We start from the raw sequence: 19905 nt of genomic DNA on the forward strand, positions 1-19905 counted from the left end.
AACGGTTTCCACGAGAAGTTCGAGATCATGACCCAACACCTGCGCGAGGTGCTGAAGATCACGGCCAAGTACAACTTCGAACCGATGATTTGGAGCGATATGTTCTTTGATTCCAAGTCCGAGACGGGCGGATACTACGATCCCACGGTGATTTTCACTGAGGAAGACCGTGCCAGCGTTCCGGCCGTCGGGCTGACCTACTGGGATTACTACCACGACGACGCGGCGTTCTACGAGGCGATGCTGGCCAAACACGCCGAGCTGTCCGACAACATTTCCTTTGCCGGGGGCATCTGGACGTGGAATGGGGTGGCGCCGAACTACGGGCGAACCATTGTCGACACCAAAGCGGCGCTGGCGGCTTGTGAGGCCAAGGGCGTTCAGGAAATCTACGCGACGATGTGGGGCGACGATGGCCAGGAAACCTCGATTCGCACAGCCGACTTCGGCCTGGCCCTGTTTGCCGAGCACGACTTCGCCCCGGCGCCGACTCTCGACCACGCCAAGCAGGACTTCAAGGTCTTCTTGGACGACGAAGCGGAAGACTACCTGATGCTTCAGGCGTTCGATGAGACGCCTGGCATCGGTGAGGACAACCTGGGCAGCTCCAATCCAAGTAAATGCTTGTTGTACCAGGATCTGCTGCTGAGCATGTTCGATGTGAATTTCGCCACAATGGACCTGCCGCGGCATTACCGCGACTTGGCTTCGCGGCTGGCACCACTGCGCGATAAGTCGCTGATGCTGACATTTTACGCCCAGCTGGCCGACGTGCTGGCACTGAAGGCACCGATCAGCCCGGCCATTCGCGCGGCCTATCACGCCGGTGACACGGCGGCAATCGGTGAGCAGATTGCTCAGTTGAAGCAGCTGATTCCGGCCCTGGAACAGCTCAAGCAGGCGCATTACGCGCTTTGGCCTGCGGACTACAAGCCGTTCGGGTGGGAAGTGTTGGATATTCGCTATGGGGGCCTGATCAGCCGGGCGAACACGGTGATTGACGTGCTGACGCGCTGGCTGGCCCAGCCGACAACAACCATTCCCGAGCTTGAAGAGGCGCTTTTGCCTTACGACATCGGCTACAGCTACAAGGACGACGCGCTGAGCAACGCGCAGTACGGCCGCATCATCAGCCCGAGCAAGCTGTCCGGGGTGTGAGTGAAATCGTCGCCGTTGAGCGTCACAAAGGACCGCGGCGACAAGCGTAACGGAGGAATAACAGTGGAACTAACCATTATGCCCGGCTTCCGGGTGGCCCAGCAGGTGGCACCGCAACTGAAGGTGTACAGCCCAACGGCCAATCGGCTGACGGTGACGCTGAGCCAGCAAGGACGTGAACTCAAGTCAACGGCTTATGCGTTGGCGGCCTCGGCGGCTTACCAATACCTCAGTTTGGACCTGAGCGGGGTGCGAGGCGAGCTTGTCATTACGGTGACCGGCGACGGCTTCAGGCGTGAGATTCCTTACGAGGTGGTGGCCTCGCCGGTGCGGTCGACCCGGCAGCTCGACGGCTGCTGGATTTCCTTGGTGCATTGGAGCGACCAGGAGGCGCGGCACTTCAACCGGGAGCTGAAGACACTGACGGCTGCGCAGTGGCGTGACCAGATTCGCGGCATGAGCGCAATCGGGGTCAAGGCCATTGTGATTCAAAACGTGTTCGACAGCAGCAATTACGTCTTCGCGCATCAGGACACCGTGGAGACGTATGGCGGCGCGGCGTTTTACCCATCCAAGCTTTACCCGCGGCGGTTCGAGGGATTGGCGCTTGAGGACCCGCTTGAAGTAATTCTAGCGGCGGCGGATCAATATCACATGCAGGTGTTCGTCGGGGTTGGGCTGTTCGCCTGGTTCGACTTCTCCGCTGAATCGCTGCGCTGGCACAAGCGCGTGGCCACCGAGCTGTACCAGCAGTACGGGCATCATCCGTCGTTTTACGCCTTTTACATCTCTGAGGAGCTGCCGGGCAGCTTTTACGACGATTATGCGCCGGCTCACAAGGCGGCGTGGCACGATGTGGTGACCTTCTTCAACGAATTAGCGGCGTTCATCAAGGAGTTGGCCCCGACGAAACCGATCGCGCTGGCCCCGAATAACATTCGCTTTGAGCAGTTCCTGCCGGCGTGGCGCCAAGTGCTGGCCAACGTCGACATCCTGCTGCCGTTCGCCTTTGCAAGAGACCTGGAGCACTTGAACCTCGCAGCTATTCAGGCGGTTTGCGACGAGGCGAACACCCACCTGTGGGTTGATATGGAGATTTTCGCCTACCCGTTCGAAGACACCGGCCTGATTCCTAAGGACATCGATAGTTTGGTCAAGGAAATTGAGATTTACGATGCCGTGGAGAATGTGTTCGGCTACCAGTACACCGGCTTGCTGAACGCACCGGACAGCCTGTGCGACCTCGGCGGTGCGAGTCCCAAACAGGTGTATCGAGACTATCAGGAGTATATCGCGGGTAAGCAGTTGGACGATGGACGGGAGGAATAGTGATGAAAATAGCGTTACAGCTTTGGTCGGTCCGAGACGCGTGTGATGAGGATTTCATCGGGACGCTGCGGCGGCTGAAGGACATGGGTTACGACGGCGTTGAGTTCGCCGGCTACCGCGGCGTCGAAGCGCCGGTGCTGAAGGCCGCGATGGACGAAATCGGGCTGGTGTCTGCAGGCAGCCACATCGGTTTTGACCGGCTGGCCCCGGATCAGTTGGCGGCCACGCTGGACTACGAGGCGGTGCTGGGCAACAAGCGGATTATCATTCCGTATATGAACTTTGAGGATGTCGCTGGCTGGCGTCACTTCTTCACCCAGCTCAACGCGCTGGCCCCACAGATTCGCCAACGCGGCATGCAGCTGATGTACCACAACCACGCCAACGAGGTCTGCTTCCACGGTGACACCGACATTCTGGCCGAAATGCTGGCGGCGGTGCCGGATGTGAGCCTCGAGGTGGATGTCGGACTTTTGACCAGCGGCGGCGGGGACCTCAAGGCCTGGCTGACCGCCCATGCGGCTCGCATCAGCCAATTTCACATCAAGGACATGAAGCCGGATCTGTCGGTCAGCACGAACCTCGGGACCGGCGTCATTCCGCTCGCGGATTGCGTTGCGTTCGCCAGTCAACACGAGATTGAGTGGCTCGTGATTGAGCATGACGTGGCGGAACCCACTCAGATGGCCGATGCGGCCGCCAACCAACGTTACCTAGCCACACTTGTCGACAAATTGTAAGCGCTAACGAGATGGAGGAGAACAAGATGAGTCATTTTCCTGTAGGAGTTTTGCTTGAATCGTACCGTGACACCATTGAAAACTCAATCAAAAAGGCAAAGGCGGCCGACCTGGACGGCGTTCAGATGTACGTGGTTCGCGGTGAGATGACACCGCAGCAGCTGACGCCGGAGAAACGGCGCGACCTGAAGCAGCTGATCGCCGATAACGGGCTTGGCATTTCTGCGCTGTGCGGCGACCTGGGCACCGGCTTTGGTGATGCGAGCCGCAATCCCGAGGCCGTCGCGCAGTCCAAGCGCATCGTCGATTTGGCCAAGGACCTGGGTACCGATATTGTGACCACACACATCGGGGTGGTGCCAAGCGACCCGCTGAGCCGCGAATATGCCGTGATGCACGATGCCTGCAAGGAGCTGGCGGATTACGCCGTGGCTGCCGGTGCCCGGTTCGCCGTTGAAACCGGTCCGGAACCGGCGCTGGTGTTGAAGGACTTCCTCGACGGCCTCGGCAGCAAGGGGGTGTCCGTCAACTTGGATCCGGCCAACTTCTGCATGGTGACCGGGGATGACCCGGTTGCGGCCGTCTACACCCTGAAGGATTATATTGTCCACACCCACGCCAAGGACGGTCGCATGCTGACCAAGCCGGACTCCCCGACCGGCCTGACCTACGCGGAGCTGCCACTTGGCCAGGGCGACATCGATTGGCCGGCCTACCTCAAGGCGCTGACCGATGTTGGCTACACAGGCTACCTGACGATTGAACGCGAAGTCGGAGACAACCCGGAACAAGACATCCGGGATGCCGTCCAATTCCTTCGCACACACATGAGCTAAGGGCTCGGAGGCGAGAACATGACAATCAAAATTGGGATTATCGGCGTCGGCAGCATCGCGCAGTTGCACCTGGCGGCCTACAAGCAAAACCCGCACGTCGAAGTTTACGCGCTGTGCGATATCAACGAACGGCGGCTGATCGCGCAGGGTAAGCTGCACGGCGTTGAGCGGCTGTACACGGATTACAATGAGATGCTGAAGCTCGAGGAGCTGGATGCCGTCAGCGTCTGCACCTGGAACGCCGAACACGCTCCGGCCAGCATCGCGGCCCTGAACGCGGGGAAAAACGTGCTGTGCGAAAAGCCGATGGCGATGAACCCGGAGCAGGCCGAGGCGATGAAGGCCGCGGCCGACGCGGCCGGAAAGCTTCTGATGATCGGATTTGCCAAGCGCCATAGCCGTGAGTGCCAGACGCTCAAGGACTTCGCCGACCAAGGCTTCTTCGGTGATATGTACTACGCTAAGGCCGAATACTACCGGCGCAACGGTAATCCGGGCAGTTGGTTCAGCAACTTGGCCTACTCGGGCGGCGGTCCCTTGATCGACCTCGGGGTTCACTTCATCGACCTGACGCGGTACCTGATGGGCAACCCTAAGCCGGTGTCGGTTTACGGTGCGACCTTCCACGCCATCGGTGATCGCCCGTACTTGAAGGATCCCCACGGCTACCAGCCGGCCGACTCTGGTATCGAAAAGAAGTACGACGTCGAGGACTTCGCAACCGCACTGGTGCGGTTCGACAACGGGGCCGTGATGCAGGTGGAGGATTCCTACGACATGCACCTGAAGCAGGAGGGCGGCAACGTGCAGATTTTCGGCACCAAGGCCGGCGCCACGATTTTTCCCAAGGTGGAAATGTTCACGGAGAACAACGGCTACCTGATGGACTACAACTTCGCGATGAACGCGTCTTCGAGTTTCGAGGAGCTGTTCGTGAACGAAATTAATCACTACATCGATTGTATCGAGACGCACCGGCCGAGCATTGCACCGCCGGAAGACGGCATTGCCATCATGAAGATTCTGAGCGGCATCTACGAGTCGGCCAGAACCCAGCACGAGGTTCGCCTCGATTAATCTAGCAGAGGAGCACCGAGATGAGTTTCCAACCGACGATGATTGACTACGATGAGACCAACCGGGTGTTTCACCTGCACAACGGGCTGGTGTCCTATGCCCTAGGCGTGGCCCCTGGCGGCTACCTGACGCACTTGTACTTTGGACGGGCCGTTCGTCGCTACCACGGCACCGGCCAAGAACACCACATGAGTACCAGTTTCTCGCCGCTACCGGCTGGGCAAGGTGCTGATGTGTTCGGCCTCAACGACCTGCCGCTGGAGTACCCGGGCAGTGGGTTCGGAGACTACCGTGTTCCCGCCCATGAGGTGGTTCAGCCGGACGGCACCGCGATCGCGGATCTGCGTTACCAAAGCCACCGCATCACGGCCGGCAAGCCGGCGCTGCCGGGTCTGCCGGCGACCTACGCAACCGACGACTCGGATGCCGAGACGCTGACGGTGGTGTTGGGTGATCCGGTCAACGGCACGGAGGTGGCGCTTGCTTACACCATTTTCCGCGACCGGGCCGTAATCACCCGGTCGGTGGTGGTCACCAACCGAGATTCGCGGCCCAAGGCGATTCGCAAGGCGGCCAGCGCCAGTCTCGATTTCACCGCGCCGGGCTTCGAGCTGATTCACCTGAGTGGCTCTTACGCCAAGGAGCGGCACCTGGTGCGTGAGCGGCTCACGCAGGAGACCCGCATTCTCGACAGCAAGCGTGGGGCCAGCAGCCACTACCAAAACCCGACCTTTGCGCTGGTGGCGCCGGGAACGACGGAACACGCCGGGGCGGCTTACGGGTTCGGGCTGGTGTACAGCGGCAACCACGAGTGCGTGATTGAGCAAAACGATCGCCAGCAGGTGCGGGTGATGGCCGGCATCAACCCGGCCGGCTTCGCCTGGAACCTTGCCCCAGGGGCCAGCTTCCAGACGCCCGAGGTGATTTTGACCTACACCGACCAGGGCCTCAACGGGCTGTCGGCGACGTGGCACCGACTGATCAACGACCGCCTGATTCGCGGTCGCTACCGGCACCACGACCGCCCGATTGTGATCAACAACTGGGAGGCGACGTACTTTGACTTCGACGAGGCAAAAATCCTCGCGATTGTCGCAGCCGCCAAGCGTCTGGGTGTCGAGGCGTTTGTGCTCGATGACGGGTGGTTCGGACACCGCGACGACGACCGCTCGTCGCTTGGGGATTGGGTCACCCACGCGCAAAAGCTGCCGGCCGGGCTGGCGCATCTGGCGCAGGTGATTCACCAGCAAGGGATGCAATTCGGTCTGTGGTTTGAGCCCGAGATGATTTCGGAAGACAGCGAGCTGTTCGCGGCCCATCCCGATTACCGGCTCGCCATTCCCGGGCGAGCCGGCTCGGCCGGGCGGCATCAGTTTACGCTTGATTTTTCCCGGGCGGATGTGCGGCAGGCAGTGCTGGATCAGATGTGTGCGGTGCTGGACCACACCCAGGTCGACTTCATCAAGTGGGACATGAACCGCAACATGTCCGAGGTCTTCTCGGCCGCCTTGCCGGCTTATGCCCAAGGGGAGGTGACCCATCGCTATATGCTGGGGCTTTACGACATGCTGGAACGGCTGACAACGCGTTATCCCGAAATCTTGTTCGAAGGCTGCTCGGGTGGCGGCGGGCGCTTCGACCTCGGCATGCTGGCCTACACCTCACAGATTTGGACCAGCGACGACACGGATGCGGTGTCGCGGCTCAAAATCCAGTACGGCACCAGCCTGTTTTACCCGTTGTCGACCATCAGCGCCCATGTCTCGGCCGTGCCGAACCACCAGTTCCAACGGGTGACCAGCATGGCGCTGCGCGGTGCGGTGGCGAGCTCCGGGGTGCTGGGTTACGAGCTGGACGCCACGAAGCTGACCGAGTCGGAGCAGGCGGCGGTTCGCGAACAGATTGTCTTTTACCAGGCCCATCGGCGGTTGCTTCAGTACGGCCGACTGACGCGCCTGCTCAGCCCCTTCGAAGGCGGCGACACGGCTTGGCAGATCAGCGATGACCGTGGCCTGGAGGCGGTGGTGGTCTACGCGCGACCGCTGGCCGAAGAGGCGCCGGCGGTGATTCGGTTGCGACTCTTTGGACTCGATGCCAACCGCGACTACGCGGTTTTGGGCCAACGCGTCGGCGGTGATGAGCTGATGGGTGAGGGCCTCTTGGTGCCGCTGCCGTTGAGCCAAGACTACGCCGGTGTTCAAGTCTACCTGAAGGCGGTGACGGATGATGAATGATATCCAGCTTGAGGACTGCGGTGCGGCCCGAGTTCAGGTTACGGTGAACCACGGGGTGACCGACTACCAGGTTCACTTCGGTGAGTTGAAGGGGGCGGCGCGTCTTGTCTTCTCGTTTCCCATCGTCGATATCGGCCACTTCTGGCATCCCGGAGTGCGGCAGACGCCAGGCATTCCGGTGGGCTGGGCGGCACCGCTTCACAGCGCAACCAACCATGCAATGCCGCTGTATGTTTTTTACAACGACCGGGGTGAAAGTCAGGTCGCGCTGGCCGTCTCAACGGTTCACACGGCGGTTGAAGCAGTAATCGGGGTTCGTGAGGAGGACGCCCGTTTCCGGTTGGCGCTCACCTTTGCCGCTGAGACGACGGCGGCCACCATTCGGTTCGACACCGTCGTTCGCGCCTTCGACCTGGCAGTGCGTGACGGGGCCGCCTGGCTGCGCGAGGTGAATGGGCTGGTCGCGGCGCCGGTTCCTGCGGCGGCGCTCGCCCCGATGTATTCGACATGGTATTCGTTTCATCAGCAGATGACCGGCGAACAGCTAGCGCAAGAGGCCCAGGCCTTCGCGCAGTACGGGCTTGAGACCATCATCGTGGATGACGGCTGGCAGACGCCGGATGTCGCGCGTGGTTACGCCTACGCCGGAGATTGGCAGGTGGCCAAGGCGAAGTTTCCGGATCTACGCGGGTTGGTGGCCAGCTTTCACGCACAAGGCCTGAAGTTCATGATGTGGGTCAGCACCCTGCACATTGGCATGAAGACCGAAGAGTGGGCGACCTTCAAGAGCCGCCTGCTGGGCATCGATGAGGTGTCGCAGGCAGGGCTGCTCGATCCCCGCTACCCGGCGGTGCGTGAGTATCTTTGCGAGCGCTTCGTGGGGCTGGCCAGACAGTACGACCTGGATGGGCTCAAGCTCGATTTTGTGGATGCGATTGTTGGCATGTCGGCACCGGTGACGCCGGACATGGACATGACCTCGGTAGAGGATGCACTGAATACGCTGCTTGCGACGCTGCAAGCGCGGTGCCTGACCCTGAAGGCCGATTTCTTGATTGAGTTTCGTCAGGGCTACTTTGGTCCCGAGATGACGCGCTACGCGAACATGATGCGCGTCGGGGATTGCCCCAACGACTATGTTCAAAACCGCATCGGCATTGCTGAGCTGCGGCTGGTTTGCCCGGAGACGGCCGTGCATTCGGACATACTGATGTTCAACTTGCAGGAGCCAGTTGCGACCAACGCCTTGCAGCTGTTGAATGCGCTGTTCGGGGTGATCCAGCTGTCGGTGCGACTGCACGAGCTGAGCGAGGCGCAGCAGCGCATGCTGGCCTTTTGGCTGGGGTATCAGGGACGGCACCGCGACTTGCTGTACGGGCGTGGGGTACGGTTTTTGGCCCCGCAAAATAATTACGCACTGATTACCGCAAGCGATTCGAAGCAGGCAATCATGGCGACCTACACCCCAGATCAGGTGCTGCATGTGCCGGTTGGCGCTGACTACATTGATGTTATCAACGCGACCGGTGCCGCCCGGGTGACGCTGGCGCTGCCGCGCGGGACGCACTGGGTGGCCACGGCCCTGGATTGCACCGGCGTCGTGCAACCGCAGCAGACCGCAGACGGATCGCTTCAGGTGCTGGCAGTGCCGCCTGCGGGACTGCTGCGGCTGCGGGAAGAGGAGGGGTAACATGAGCTACTTGTGCATTGATATCGGCGGCACCGCCATCAAATGGGCGCGGTTTGCCCAAGACGGACGCCCGGTGACCGAGCGGCAAGAGGTTCTCACGCGTAAAACCGCCACCTCAAACCAAATCCTGGAGCAGGTTGTGAGCTTGGTGAAGGCCGAACGGGTCAGCGGCCCGATTGAAGGGGTGGCGATCTCAAGCGCCGGGGTGGTCGACGCCGAAGCTGGGGTCATTCGCTCGGCCGGGCCGACGATTCCGGGTTACGCCGGCACCGACTTCAAGGCGGCCATCACAGACGGCCTCGGCCTGCCTTGTGCAGTCGAGAACGACGTGAACTGCATGGCCCTGGCGGAGGCCGGTCAGGTTGCAGCCAACAATGTTTTTGCCCTGACCATCGGCACCGGCATCGGCGGCGCAGTGGTGTTGGGTCAGCAGCTCTACACCGGCAAGGGTTCGGCCGGTGAAATCGGCTACCTGCCGCTTTTTGACGGTCGGACCTATCAGGAAGCGGGATGTACCCAGGCGCTGGTCGACTTGGTGAACGCGACCACGGATCGGCAGGTGGCAACCGGGCGCGACGTCGCGGCGTGGTTCGGCTGCGATGCCGGCGTCGCCCAGGCGACCACGACCTGGCTGGGCCGCATCGCCAAGGGTATTGTGACGATCAACTACATCGTCGATCCGGACTTGTTCATCGTCGGTGGCGGCATCATGGAAAGCAATCCGGCGCTGGTCACGGAGCTTGAGGACCTAGCCAACGCCGCGATGGAGCCATCGTTCACCAAGCCAATCGTGATCCGCCGGGCCGCACTGGGCAACAGCGCCGGCATGATTGGGGCTTTGCGTCACCTGCTGTCGGCGGTCTGAAGACGGGATTAACAGACGTGACCGGTTCGCATGGGCGCGGACCGGTTTTTTGTTGCGTCGAATCGGCCCAAAAATGTCCGAATTCGGCCGGAACGCGACCGGTGACGATTCACCAGGCGGGTTTGACGGCATAATGAAACAGGTGGCGGCGTCACCTGTCCGGAAAGGAAGCAAACGATGCGTTATCACGATAAAGTCTTACCGGTGCTGGTCACAACCGACACCGTTGTTGTTGGCGGCGGCACGGCAGGGGTGGCGGCGGCATACGCTGCGGCCGTGTACAATCGGGTCTTGGTGATTGAGAAAAACACGCTGCTGACGGGGACGCAGGCCAATGCGTTAGTGACCCCGATGATGCCCTCACACGCCAAGCGGCTTTCGTTCAACCGGGAGCTGTTGCATCGACTGGACCGCTACGTCGGCACTCCGACCGGCCCGGTCGGTGACGGCACGGCGCGGTGGTTCAACCCCGAGGCCATCGCCCGGGTGACCGAAATGATGCTTCAGGAACGCGGGGTCGAGATTCTCTACGATGCGCGTGTGATCGATGCCGTGGTGGCCGACGGGGTCATCACCGCACTGATCGTTCAGGCGTTCAATCAGACCTTCGCGGTGACCGCGCAAAATTACGTCGATGCCTCGGGGGATGCCTGGCTGGCTCGGCTGGTCGGCATTCCAACCGTCAGCGGAGATGACGGCAAGCACTCCGCCCTCAGTCTGCGCATGGAGGTCGGTGGGGTCGACATCCCAACGCTCAAGGCCTGGTGCGGCAGCCAGCACTATGTTTTCTCGGACCTGGCCGGTGATGATCGGTACTTTGAGTTCGTGTCGGTTCCCGAAGAGGCGCGAACTGGCGAAGTCTGGCGGGTTTTTCAGGCCGGTGTCGCCGCCGGTGAGCTGACCGTGGATGATGTGCGTTACATCCAAGGCTTCACAATGCCCGGCAAGCCCGGGGTGATGGCCTTCAACAACCCGCAGCTGCCGAACCGCTTCGCCCCGGATGATCCGCTGCAGATGGCCGCGGCGGTGGCGTTCGCCCATGGCATGCAGGATCGCCTGGTTGACTTCTTGCGGCGGCGCATTCCCGGCTTCGGCCACGCCTTTTTGGCCAAACGCGCGACGATGCTTGGCATTCGCGAGTCGTACCGCATCCAAGGGGTCTACGTGATGCGAGACGACGACTACGGCAGCCAAGCCAAGTTCGCCGACGGTATCGCGCGAGGCGATTGGTTCGTCGACATTCACACGGATGTCGAAGACAAGACGCGTCCCGCCTACCGTCCGTTGTACCCGAACCATGAGTACTACGAGGTGCCGTACCGCTCGTTGGTGACCCGTGAGATTGCCAACTACATTGCGGTTGGTCGCCACATCTCGGCGTCATTCGTCATGCAGTCGAGCATCCGGATTCAGACCACCGCCGAGGACATGGGTGAGGCCGCGGGGCTCGCCTGCTGTGAGGCACTGGCGCAAGGCGTCGCCCTCAACCGGCTCGACGGGGCCGCGCTCAAGAAGAAACTGGCCTCACGCTGGGCGCATTACGAACCGACCGACTAGCCCCGGCGAACCAGGGTGTGAGGCCGCGTTCGCACGATAGGAGGATTCCAATGTTACGAGAAAACCAACAACTCGCCATCAGCGCGGCCAGCGGCCAGCTGGGGCAAGTCACGTTCTACCGCTGCCAGCTGTCGGCAACGGCGCAAGACCAGGGGCAGCTGGCGCGGCTGCTCAGTGAGACGGCGGCCAGCTTGGCGACGCTGAACTTCGGCGCCATCACGTCGCTGTCGGCCAAAAAGCAGCCGGCCAAGCCGATTTACTCGATCATCGGGCAGACGGCAAGCGGCCACCTGATCAACCTGGTGTTCGACTTCACCGCTGAAGGCTACACTAAGAAGCTCGACGTCGCCGGCAGCGCCGGACTGTACGTCTACGACTCGCGAGCGGACATGGCCTTTTGGTCGGACACGTACCACGCACCGCTGCCGGCCGGCGAGCCGGCCGATCTCGAGTCGCCGCTGGTCACGATGGTGCAGCGCAGCCTGGCCAGCCAGGCGCCGGTTCAGGAGGTGGAAGCATGAAAGTCGGAATCATTGGGTGTGCCCACATGCACGTCAACAGTTACACCAGCTGCTTGGATACGCTGGGGGTGCCGATCACCGGCATCTACGACCGCGACGACGCCTTGGCCAAGGGCGTGGCCGCCGCGCATCACGCGCCGGTTTTGCCGAGTGCCGAGGCGGTGGCCGCAAGCGACTGTGACACGGTTTTGATCTGCGCCGAAAACGCGTGGCACCTGCCTTACGTGCGAATCGCGGCGGCCGCCGGCAAGGCAATTGTGGTCGAAAAGCCGATGGCAATCTCGGTCGCCGAGTGCGATGAGATCATCTCGATTGTCGAACAGGCCGGTGTGAAGCTGATGGTGGCGCATCCGGTGCGGTTCACCAACACGATGGCCGACTTGCGCAAGCTGGTGCGAGACGGCACGGTCGGGACGGTTCGCGCAATCAACGCGACCAACCACGGCCAGAATCCGGGCGGCTGGTTCATTCAAAAAGCGCTGTCCGGCGGCGGGGCCGTTTTCGACCACTCGATTCACATGATTGACCTGGTCAACTACCTGTTCGGCTGGGAGCTCGAGACGGTCACGGCTTACGCGGCCAAAAGCGACCCGGCGCTTGAGTGCGAGGACTCGGGCATCATTCAGGCAACGTTCAAGGGCGGCGCGATTCTCAACCTCGACACGTCCTGGAACCGCCCGAACAACTACCCGGGCTGGGGCGATGCGACGCTGGAGCTGATCGCCGACAACGGCCGCTTCGTCGCGGATGGCTTCGGCAGGCAGGCCGAGTTTTACGGGCAAAAGCCGGTCGAAAACGCGTGGCTGCGCTTCGAGCCGAGCATGGACCTGAACATGTGGCAGGCCTACCAGCGGGTGATCGATGACAACCTGCCGTCGCCCGTCGATGCCCACGCCGGCCGCTACTCGGTGCTGCTGGCGGAGAAGGCCTACGAGTCGATCGCCACGGGCCGCACGGTGCGGGTGACGCACTGAGCAAAGGCCCGCAATGTGAATAGGGTCGCAACTTGCGTGTCGGCGCAACTTGCGACCCTATTTGTGCTACGGTGGCGAAGCGGGGCAATGCGAAGCCGCGCTTCTGGCTCGCGGTTGGCGGCGGGAGATGCAGCTGCGCAACTGGAAGCGGGTTTTAGTCGCGCGGTGCGGTGGCGGTCTCGTCTCGCGTCGGCTCACCGCCGGCCAGCACCGCGGCGTCTTGTTCGACCGACCGGGCGTATTGGGTCGGGGTGAAGCCGGTGGCCTGCTTGAAGCAGGTTGAGAAATACCGCACGGAGTCGAAGCCGAGGTTCAGCGCAATCTGGGTGAAGCTCTCGTTTTGCTCACGAATGTACTGCTTGGCCTGGGCGATGCGCAGTGCCTTGAGGTAGCCCATGATGGATTGGCCGGTCACCGCCTTGAACCGCGCCTTCAGGCTACTTTTGCTTAGAAAAAGCGCGGCGCTGAGCACATCGAGCGTGATCGGGGCGTCGATGTGCTGCTTGAGGTACAAGATGACCTGGTTGACGGTGGCGTCCGCATACTGCCGGCTCAGGAAGGGGTCGCGCGGCTTGGCGGCGACGTTGCGGTCCTGGGCTCGCAGCAGCGTGATCAGCAGCTGCGCCAGCGTCAGGTAGATCATCTGCTCACCGCCGAGCGTTGGCTCCGGCAGCCGCAGCGCGTCGTGGCAGACCATACCCAGCTGCGGCTGATAGACGCCGTATGCCTCCTTGATGATGGCGGCCAAGGCGGCGCGTTCCGCCGGCGTGGTGGTCATGATTTTCCCCGCGAAGGCCGCCATGGCCGGGGATTCACACACGAACGTGACAATCATCACGTTCGGGGCGACCCGGCCGTTGGACCACAGCCGGTGAAACTCGTTGGGCTGGTGGAAAACCAGCTCGCCTTCCTTGAGGGTGAAGGTGGTGTCCGTTGCCAGCACCTCGATTTGGCCGCGGTCGGCATACACCAGCTCCCAGAAGTTGTGCCGCTCGCCGGGGAACGAGTAGTGCTTGGAGAACTCGAAGTAAAACAGCGAGACGATGCGCCGAATGTCCAGCAAGGGGACAAACCGCGGCAGGTCGGCAACGAAGTCGTAGGCACCCACAAAATCACATCCTTGAGCGAATTGAGAAACCGCTTACGCCTTAATTATAGAGGAAAGCCGGGCAAAACACGAGGGTCGCCGCCAGTATAACCTGGAAGTTCTGAATTGACCTGTTTCACATGAAACAACGCCCCGGTCGGCGGTTGTGAGTCGGGCGCTTTTACGTTAAACTAGACAGTGACGTGAAACCGAACGCTGTTTCACAATGAGCGGGGTAGAAACGCGGTGCAATCGCGCTTCTTCCCGCTGAAAGGAGCCTCACCCACATGGACGAGACACAATTTGCCGAGCTGCTGGCGGCGGCCGACCTGCCCCACGAGCCGGCGCAGCTGCGCCAGTTTGCCGCCTACTACGACTACCTGGTGGCCGAAAACGAGAAGTTGAACCTGACGGCGATCACGGACCGCGGCGAGGTTTACCTCAAGCACTTTTGGGACTCGCTGCTGCTGACCCAGGCCGCGCCGCAGGTGGCGACGCCGGGCCTGACGCTGTGCGATGTCGGCGCCGGCGCCGGCTTCCCGTCGCTGCCGGTCAAGATTTTGTACCCGGCTCTCGACGTGACCATCGTGGATTCGCTGCAAAAGCGCATCGCCTTTCTCGAACGGCTGACCGGCCGGCTCGAGTTGACCCGCGTCCACCTTTTCCACGACCGGGCCGAGACCTTCGCCGGCAAAAAATCGCCGCAGCGTGAGGCCTTCGACCTCGTGACCGCCCGGGCGGTGGCGCCCTTGAACGTGCTGGCCGAGCTGTGCCTGCCGCTGGTCAAGGTCGGCGGCCAGTTCGTCGCGATGAAGGGCAGCCACGGCGAAGCCGAGCTCGCGGCCGCCAAGGTGGCGATCGGTCAGCTCGGCGGCAAGGTCGCCGCCACCTACGAGCTGACGCTGCCGGAAACGGGCGACCCCCGGACGCTTCTGGTGATCGACAAGGTCAAGTCAACGCCCAAGCAGTTTCCCCGCAAGCCCGGCACCCCGAGCAAGCAGCCGCTGGGCCAGCCGCGCCAGTAGCGTCATCTATATAGAAGGAATGCGGCAGGTGGCGGCCGGCCATAAACCCGCCTCGTTACACGCGCTCAAACGAGTTCCGTTCCGCAACGCGGGAGCGGCTAGCTACGCCGCGGCACTTGGGGCCAAGTGCATGCCCCAAGCACCACGGCTAGGCTACCCGTCCCGCTAAGCCCGCGTCACTACACTCTCTCAAACGAGTTCCACGAGGCAACGCCGGCGCATCCAGCGTAGGGCCAGCCCTCGAAGCAAAGAGCGCTTCAAGTGCTAGCCCTACGCTGGCCGGCCGGCTAAACCCGCCTCGTTACACTCTCTCAAACGAGTTCCGTTCCGCAACGCGGGAGCGGCTAGCTACGCCGCGGCACTTGGGGCCAAGTGCATGCCCCAAGCGCCACGGCTAGGCTACCCGTCCCGCTAAGCCCGCGTCACTTCACGCGCTCAAACGAGTTCCAAAGCGCAACGCGAACACGCCCAGCTAGGGCCGTCCCGCGAAGCAAAACCCGCTTCACGCGCCAGCCCTACGCTGCGCGGTTCGCTAAGCCCGCGCTTTTACACTCTCTCAAACGAGTTCCGTTCCGCAACGCGGGAGCGGCTAGCTACGCCGCGGCACTTGGGGCCAAGTGCATGCCCCAAGCGCCACGGCTAGGCTACCCGTCCCGCTAAGCCCGCGTCACTACACTCTCTCACGAAAGTAGGTCATCATCGTGGCATTGTTTTTTAATAAGAAAAAACCCGTTGCACCGGCGGCGACTGTGGTTCAGGAGCTGCCGCTCAGCGCCATCGTTCCCAACCGCTTCCAGCCGCGCAAGGTGTTCAGCAGCGCGGCCATCGCCGAACTGGCGGCGACGATCAAGGACCACGGGCTGCTGCAGCCGATCGTGGTGCGGGAGTATGCGCCGAAGCAGTACGAGATCATCGCCGGCGAGCGGCGCTTTCGGGCGATGCAGTCGCTGGAGTTCGAGAAGGCGCCGGCCATCGTGCAGACCATGACCGACGCGGAATCCGCATCGATGGCGCTGGTCGAAAACCTGCAGCGCGAGGGCCTGTCGCCGATTGAGGAGGCCCGGGCCTACGTCGAGCTGATGAAGCTCAACAACCTGACGCAGCAGGGCCTGGCCGCCCAGATGGGCAAGAGTCAGTCCTTCGTCGCCAACAAGCTGCGGCTGTTGAAGCTGTCGGAGCCGGTGCAAACCGCGATTTTGAACGGCGAGCTATCCGAGCGGCACGGCCGCGAACTGTTGCGCTGCGACGATTACCAGCAGCAGCTCTTGCTCCACGACATTTTGGCCAACAACTTGACCGTCGCGGAGACCCATGCGGCGATCGAGGCGCTGCTGAACCCCGAGCCGGTGGTGACGCCGGAGCCCGAGGTGATGCCGGAGCCGGCGGCCGCACCGGAGGCGGCCGACAAGCAGCCCAAAAAGCGCAAGATGATCAAGTCCAAGGACACGCGCATGGCGGTCAACACGTTGAAAAAGTCGGTGGCGATGATCAAACAAAGCGGTGTCAAGGCCAAGGTCACGCAAGAGGACACGCCCGAGGCCTACCGCTTCATCGTGGAACTTCCCAAGGAAAAGAGGTAACGCAGTTGGTTAATGTGATCGCGGTCGCCAATCAAAAAGGCGGCGTGGGTAAAACAACGACGACCATCAACCTGGGCGCCTGCCTGGCCAACGCCGGCAAGAACGTGCTGATCGTCGACGCCGATGCGCAGGGCAACGCGACGTCCGGCCTCGGCGTCTCCAAGGCGGAGGTCACCAAGGACATTTACGATGTGCTGGTCAACGAGGACCCAATTGATGAGGCCATCATCAAGACCAAACACGAGCGGCTCGCCATTGTGCCGGCGACGATTCAGCTGGCCGGCGCGGAGATCGAGCTGACCAACCAGATGGCCCGGGAGATGCGGCTGAAGCTGGGGCTCGACGCCGTCAAGGACCAGTACGACTACATTTTGATCGATTGCCCGCCGTCTTTGGGGCAGCTGTCGATCAACGCCTTCACCGCCGCCAACTCGATTCTGATTCCGGTGCAAAGCGAGTACTACGCGCTGGAGGGGCTCAGCCAGCTGCTCAACACGGTGCGGCTGGTGCAAAAGCACTTCAACCCGTCTTTGAGCATCGAAGGGGTGCTGTTGACGATGTACGATCGTCGCACCAACCTGGGGGCCCAGGTCATCGCGGAGGTCAAGAAGTACTTCGCCGACAAGGTCTACGAGACCATCATTCCGCGCATCACGCGGCTGGCCGAGGCGCCGAGCTACGGGATGCCGATCGTGGATTACGATCCGCGGTCCAAAGGCGCGGAAGTCTACAACGCATTAGCACAGGAGGTATTGAAGGCCCATGGCGAATAAAAACAACAAGGGATTGGGCCGCGGCATCGAGGCCATTTTTAAAGACTTCGAAAGCCCCGACGTGCCGGAGGCCGCCGTCACCGAGCTGCCGCTGGACGAGATTCGGCCCAACCCGTACCAGCCGCGCAAGACGTTCGCGGAAGACGCGCTGAACGACCTGGCGGAATCGATTCGCCAAACCGGCGTGTTCCAGCCGATCATCGTTCGCAAAAGCGTCGGCGGCTACGAGATCATCACCGGCGAGCGGCGCTTCCGGGCGTCCAAGCTGGCCGGCAAGACCAGCATTCCGGCGATCATCCGCAGCTTCGACGACCCGGCGATGATGGAGATTGCGGTGCTTGAGAACCTGCAGCGCGAGGACCTGACGCCGCTGGAAGAGGCGCAGGCCTACGACACCCTGATTCGCCGCCTGGACCTGACCCAAGTCGAGGTGTCCAAGCGCCTGGGCAAAAGCCGCCCGTACATCGCCAACTACCTGCGGCTGTTGACGCTGCCGGAGCCGGTCAAGCAGCTTTTGAACCAGGAAAAGCTGTCGATGGGCCAGGCCAGAACGCTGCTCAGCCTCAAGGACAAGAAGCGCCTGGTGCCGCTGGCCAAAAAGGTCGTGGCCGACAACCTGACCGTCCGGCAGCTGGAGCACCTGATCGCCCAGATGAACACCGGCAACCCACAGCCCAAGCAGGCCGCAACGCCGAAGTCGCCGTACCTGCGAGCCAGCGAGAACCAGCTCGGCGACCGCTTCGGCACCAAGGTCAGCATCGCCCAAACCGCCAAGGGTCACGGCAAGATCGAGATCGACTTCCAAAACCCGCAGGACCTCAACCGGCTCCTGGCGCTTTTGGACGTGAACATCGACTAGGCGGCCGGACTCGACGCCGGCGACCGGCCTGATTCGGTCGCCTCGGCGCCACGGTGCTCGGGCCGCAAGCCGACGCCTTGGCGCTTGGCTCGGCCACGCTTCGGCGCCTTGGCGCTTGGCCCGACCCCGCCTCGGCGCTGCGGCGCTTGGCCAGGCCTCGCCCGGTCACGGCCGCAAGCGCAAGCCGGCGGCATCGGCCCGATGGCTATTGCGCAACCCGGCGCAGTTGGGGCACAATAGAGGCGACACCGGCGAGCCGGGAACTGACAAGGAGGCATCTGGTATGTACAATCTTCACGATCGTGTGCTGATGAAGAAGCCGCATGCCTGCGGGGTCAATGATTGGGAGATCATTCGCCTGGGCATGGACATCAAGATCAAGTGTACGGGCTGCGGCCACATCGTCATGATGTCGCGGCATGATTTTGACCGGAAAATGAAAAAAGTAATCGTCACCGCAGCAGACAATAATCAGTAACCAAGGAAGGAACCTCACTCATGGCTTTAACTGCAGGTATCGTCGGCTTGCCCAACGTCGGCAAGTCCACGCTTTTCAACGCGATCACGAAGGCGGGGGCCGAAATGGCCAACTACCCGTTTGCAACCATCGATCCCAACGTCGGAATGGTCGAGGTGCCGGATGCCCGGCTGGCTCGCATTGACGAGCTGATCCCCGCCAAGAAAATCATCCACACCACCTTCGAGTTCACCGACATCGCCGGCATCGTGAAGGGCGCCTCCAAGGGCGAGGGCCTGGGCAACAAGTTCCTCGAAAACATCCGCCAAGTCGACGCGATCGTTCACGTGGTTCGCGCCTTCGATGACTCGGAGATCACCAGCGTCACCGGCACCGTCGACCCGCTGGACGACATCGAAACCATCAACCTGGAGCTGGCCTTGGCCGACCTCGACTCGGTCAACAAGCGCTACGCCAAGGTCGAAAAGGTCGCCCGGACCAAGGACAAGGACGCCGTGGCCTTGGTCGAGGTGCTCAAGAAGATCAAACCGGTGCTTGAAGAAGGCGGCGCGGTTCGCAGCATCGACTTCACCGACGACGAGCAAAAAATCGTCAAGGGGCTGTTCCTTTTGACCACCAAGCCGGTGCTGTACGTCGCCAACATCGCCGAAGACGACATGGCCGACCCCGAGGCTTGCGAGTACGTTCGCGTCATCGAGGAACACGCCAAGACCGAAGGCGCCGAGGCCATCGCGGTGTCGGCCCGGACGGAAGAGGAAATCGCCGAGCTCGACGACGCCGACAAGGCCGACTTCCTGGAGGCGGAAGGCGTCAGCGAGTCCGGCCTGGACAAGCTGATCAAGGCGTCGTACCACCTGCTGGGCCTGGCCACGTTCTTCACGGCCGGCGGCAAGGAGACTCGGGCTTGGACCTTCAAGCAGGGGATGAAGGCGCCGCAGGTTGCCGGCATCATCCACTCCGACTTCGAGCGCGGCTTCATCCGCGCCGAAACCATGAGCTTCTCAGACCTCGACAAGTTCGGCTCGGCCAGCGCGGTGCGTGAGGCCGGCCGGCTGCGGTCCGAAGGCAAGGAGTACGTGGTGCAAGACGGGGATATCATCGAATTCCGCTTCAACGTTTAGG

Annotated in this window: 18 protein-coding genes; 17 read left to right on the plus strand and 1 reads right to left on the minus strand. The window is 62.0% G+C overall.

Features of this window, described 5'->3' with window-relative positions; genetic code table 11:
- Nucleotides 1-27 precede the first annotated feature (27 nt).
- The 11 genes from ACYVRZ_RS03290 (at nt 28) to ACYVRZ_RS03340 (ending at nt 12981) form a co-directional block, all read left to right on the plus strand.
- The gene (locus tag ACYVRZ_RS03290) at nt 28-1158 is read left to right on the plus strand and encodes a hypothetical protein (RefSeq protein ID WP_461224776.1); all 1131 of its coding nucleotides are present in this window, start codon (nt 28-30) and stop codon (nt 1156-1158) included.
- Nucleotides 1159-1221: 63 nt separating this feature from the next.
- Nucleotides 1222-2487 (plus strand): DUF4434 domain-containing protein, encoded by a 1266-nt coding sequence (locus ACYVRZ_RS03295; protein ID WP_461224778.1) that lies wholly within the window; start codon nt 1222-1224, stop codon nt 2485-2487.
- A 2-nt stretch (nt 2488-2489) separates the two neighbouring features.
- Nucleotides 2490-3227 (plus strand): sugar phosphate isomerase/epimerase family protein, encoded by a 738-nt coding sequence (locus ACYVRZ_RS03300; RefSeq protein ID WP_461224780.1) that lies wholly within the window; start codon nt 2490-2492, stop codon nt 3225-3227.
- A gap of 26 nt (nt 3228-3253) precedes the next feature.
- Entirely contained in the window at nt 3254-4063 is an 810-nt protein-coding gene (locus ACYVRZ_RS03305; protein ID WP_461224782.1) for a sugar phosphate isomerase/epimerase family protein, read from the plus strand.
- An 18-nt stretch (nt 4064-4081) separates the two neighbouring features.
- Nucleotides 4082-5140: a Gfo/Idh/MocA family protein gene (locus ACYVRZ_RS03310; RefSeq protein ID WP_461224784.1), complete on the plus strand. Its 1059-nt coding sequence runs from the start codon at nt 4082-4084 to the stop codon at nt 5138-5140.
- A 38-nt stretch (nt 5141-5178) separates the two neighbouring features.
- A complete protein-coding gene (locus ACYVRZ_RS03315) occupies nt 5179-7374 on the plus strand; it encodes an alpha-galactosidase (RefSeq protein WP_461224908.1) in 2196 nt (731 codons plus the stop codon).
- Nucleotides 7364-9064, plus strand: a complete 1701-nt coding sequence (locus ACYVRZ_RS03320; RefSeq protein WP_461224786.1) for a glycoside hydrolase family 36 protein — start codon at nt 7364-7366, stop codon at nt 9062-9064. Before ACYVRZ_RS03315 ends, ACYVRZ_RS03320 begins: the two co-directional genes overlap by 11 nt.
- Before the next feature lies 1 nt (nt 9065).
- Nucleotides 9066-9929 carry a type III pantothenate kinase gene (locus ACYVRZ_RS03325; protein WP_461224788.1) on the plus strand — a complete coding sequence of 288 codons (864 nt, stop codon included), beginning with the start codon at nt 9066-9068 and terminating at the stop codon, nt 9927-9929.
- Nucleotides 9930-10106: 177 nt separating this feature from the next.
- Nucleotides 10107-11486, plus strand: a complete 1380-nt coding sequence (locus ACYVRZ_RS03330; protein ID WP_461224790.1) for an FAD-dependent oxidoreductase — start codon at nt 10107-10109, stop codon at nt 11484-11486.
- A 50-nt stretch (nt 11487-11536) separates the two neighbouring features.
- Entirely contained in the window at nt 11537-12007 is a 471-nt protein-coding gene (locus ACYVRZ_RS03335) for a hypothetical protein (RefSeq protein WP_461224791.1), read from the plus strand.
- Nucleotides 12004-12981 carry a Gfo/Idh/MocA family protein gene (locus ACYVRZ_RS03340; protein ID WP_461224793.1) on the plus strand — a complete coding sequence of 326 codons (978 nt, stop codon included), beginning with the start codon at nt 12004-12006 and terminating at the stop codon, nt 12979-12981. Before ACYVRZ_RS03335 ends, ACYVRZ_RS03340 begins: the two co-directional genes overlap by 4 nt.
- Before the next feature lie 154 nt (nt 12982-13135).
- Here ACYVRZ_RS03340 and ACYVRZ_RS03345 read toward each other — a convergent pair whose 3' ends face one another.
- On the minus strand, nt 13136-14089 hold the full coding sequence (locus ACYVRZ_RS03345) for a helix-turn-helix domain-containing protein (protein WP_461224795.1): 954 nt from the start codon (nt 14087-14089) through the stop codon (nt 13136-13138).
- A 266-nt stretch (nt 14090-14355) separates the two neighbouring features.
- Here ACYVRZ_RS03345 and rsmG point away from each other — a divergent pair, with 266 nt between their 5' ends.
- From rsmG to ychF, 6 genes are all read left to right on the plus strand, one after another.
- The gene (gene rsmG / locus ACYVRZ_RS03350) at nt 14356-15093 is read left to right on the plus strand and encodes a 16S rRNA (guanine(527)-N(7))-methyltransferase RsmG (protein WP_461224797.1); all 738 of its coding nucleotides are present in this window, start codon (nt 14356-14358) and stop codon (nt 15091-15093) included.
- 695 nt (nt 15094-15788) lie between these two features.
- On the plus strand, nt 15789-16673 hold the full coding sequence (noc, locus tag ACYVRZ_RS03355; protein WP_420844676.1) for a nucleoid occlusion protein: 885 nt from the start codon (nt 15789-15791) through the stop codon (nt 16671-16673).
- A gap of 5 nt (nt 16674-16678) precedes the next feature.
- The gene (locus tag ACYVRZ_RS03360; protein ID WP_461224799.1) at nt 16679-17446 is read left to right on the plus strand and encodes a ParA family protein; all 768 of its coding nucleotides are present in this window, start codon (nt 16679-16681) and stop codon (nt 17444-17446) included.
- Nucleotides 17436-18305, plus strand: coding sequence for a ParB/RepB/Spo0J family partition protein (locus ACYVRZ_RS03365; protein ID WP_461224801.1), 870 nt, complete (start codon nt 17436-17438; stop codon nt 18303-18305). The genes ACYVRZ_RS03360 and ACYVRZ_RS03365 overlap by 11 nt, the downstream gene beginning before the upstream one ends.
- Nucleotides 18306-18588: 283 nt before the next feature.
- Complete coding sequence (locus tag ACYVRZ_RS03370) at nt 18589-18783, plus strand: DUF951 domain-containing protein (RefSeq protein WP_262315847.1); 195 nt, start codon at nt 18589-18591, stop codon at nt 18781-18783.
- Nucleotides 18784-18803: 20 nt separating this feature from the next.
- A complete protein-coding gene (ychF, locus tag ACYVRZ_RS03375; protein WP_461224803.1) occupies nt 18804-19904 on the plus strand; it encodes a redox-regulated ATPase YchF in 1101 nt (366 codons plus the stop codon).
- Nucleotide 19905: the final 1 nt, after the last annotated feature.

It is taken from the genome of Lacticaseibacillus suihuaensis (genome assembly GCF_054785075.1).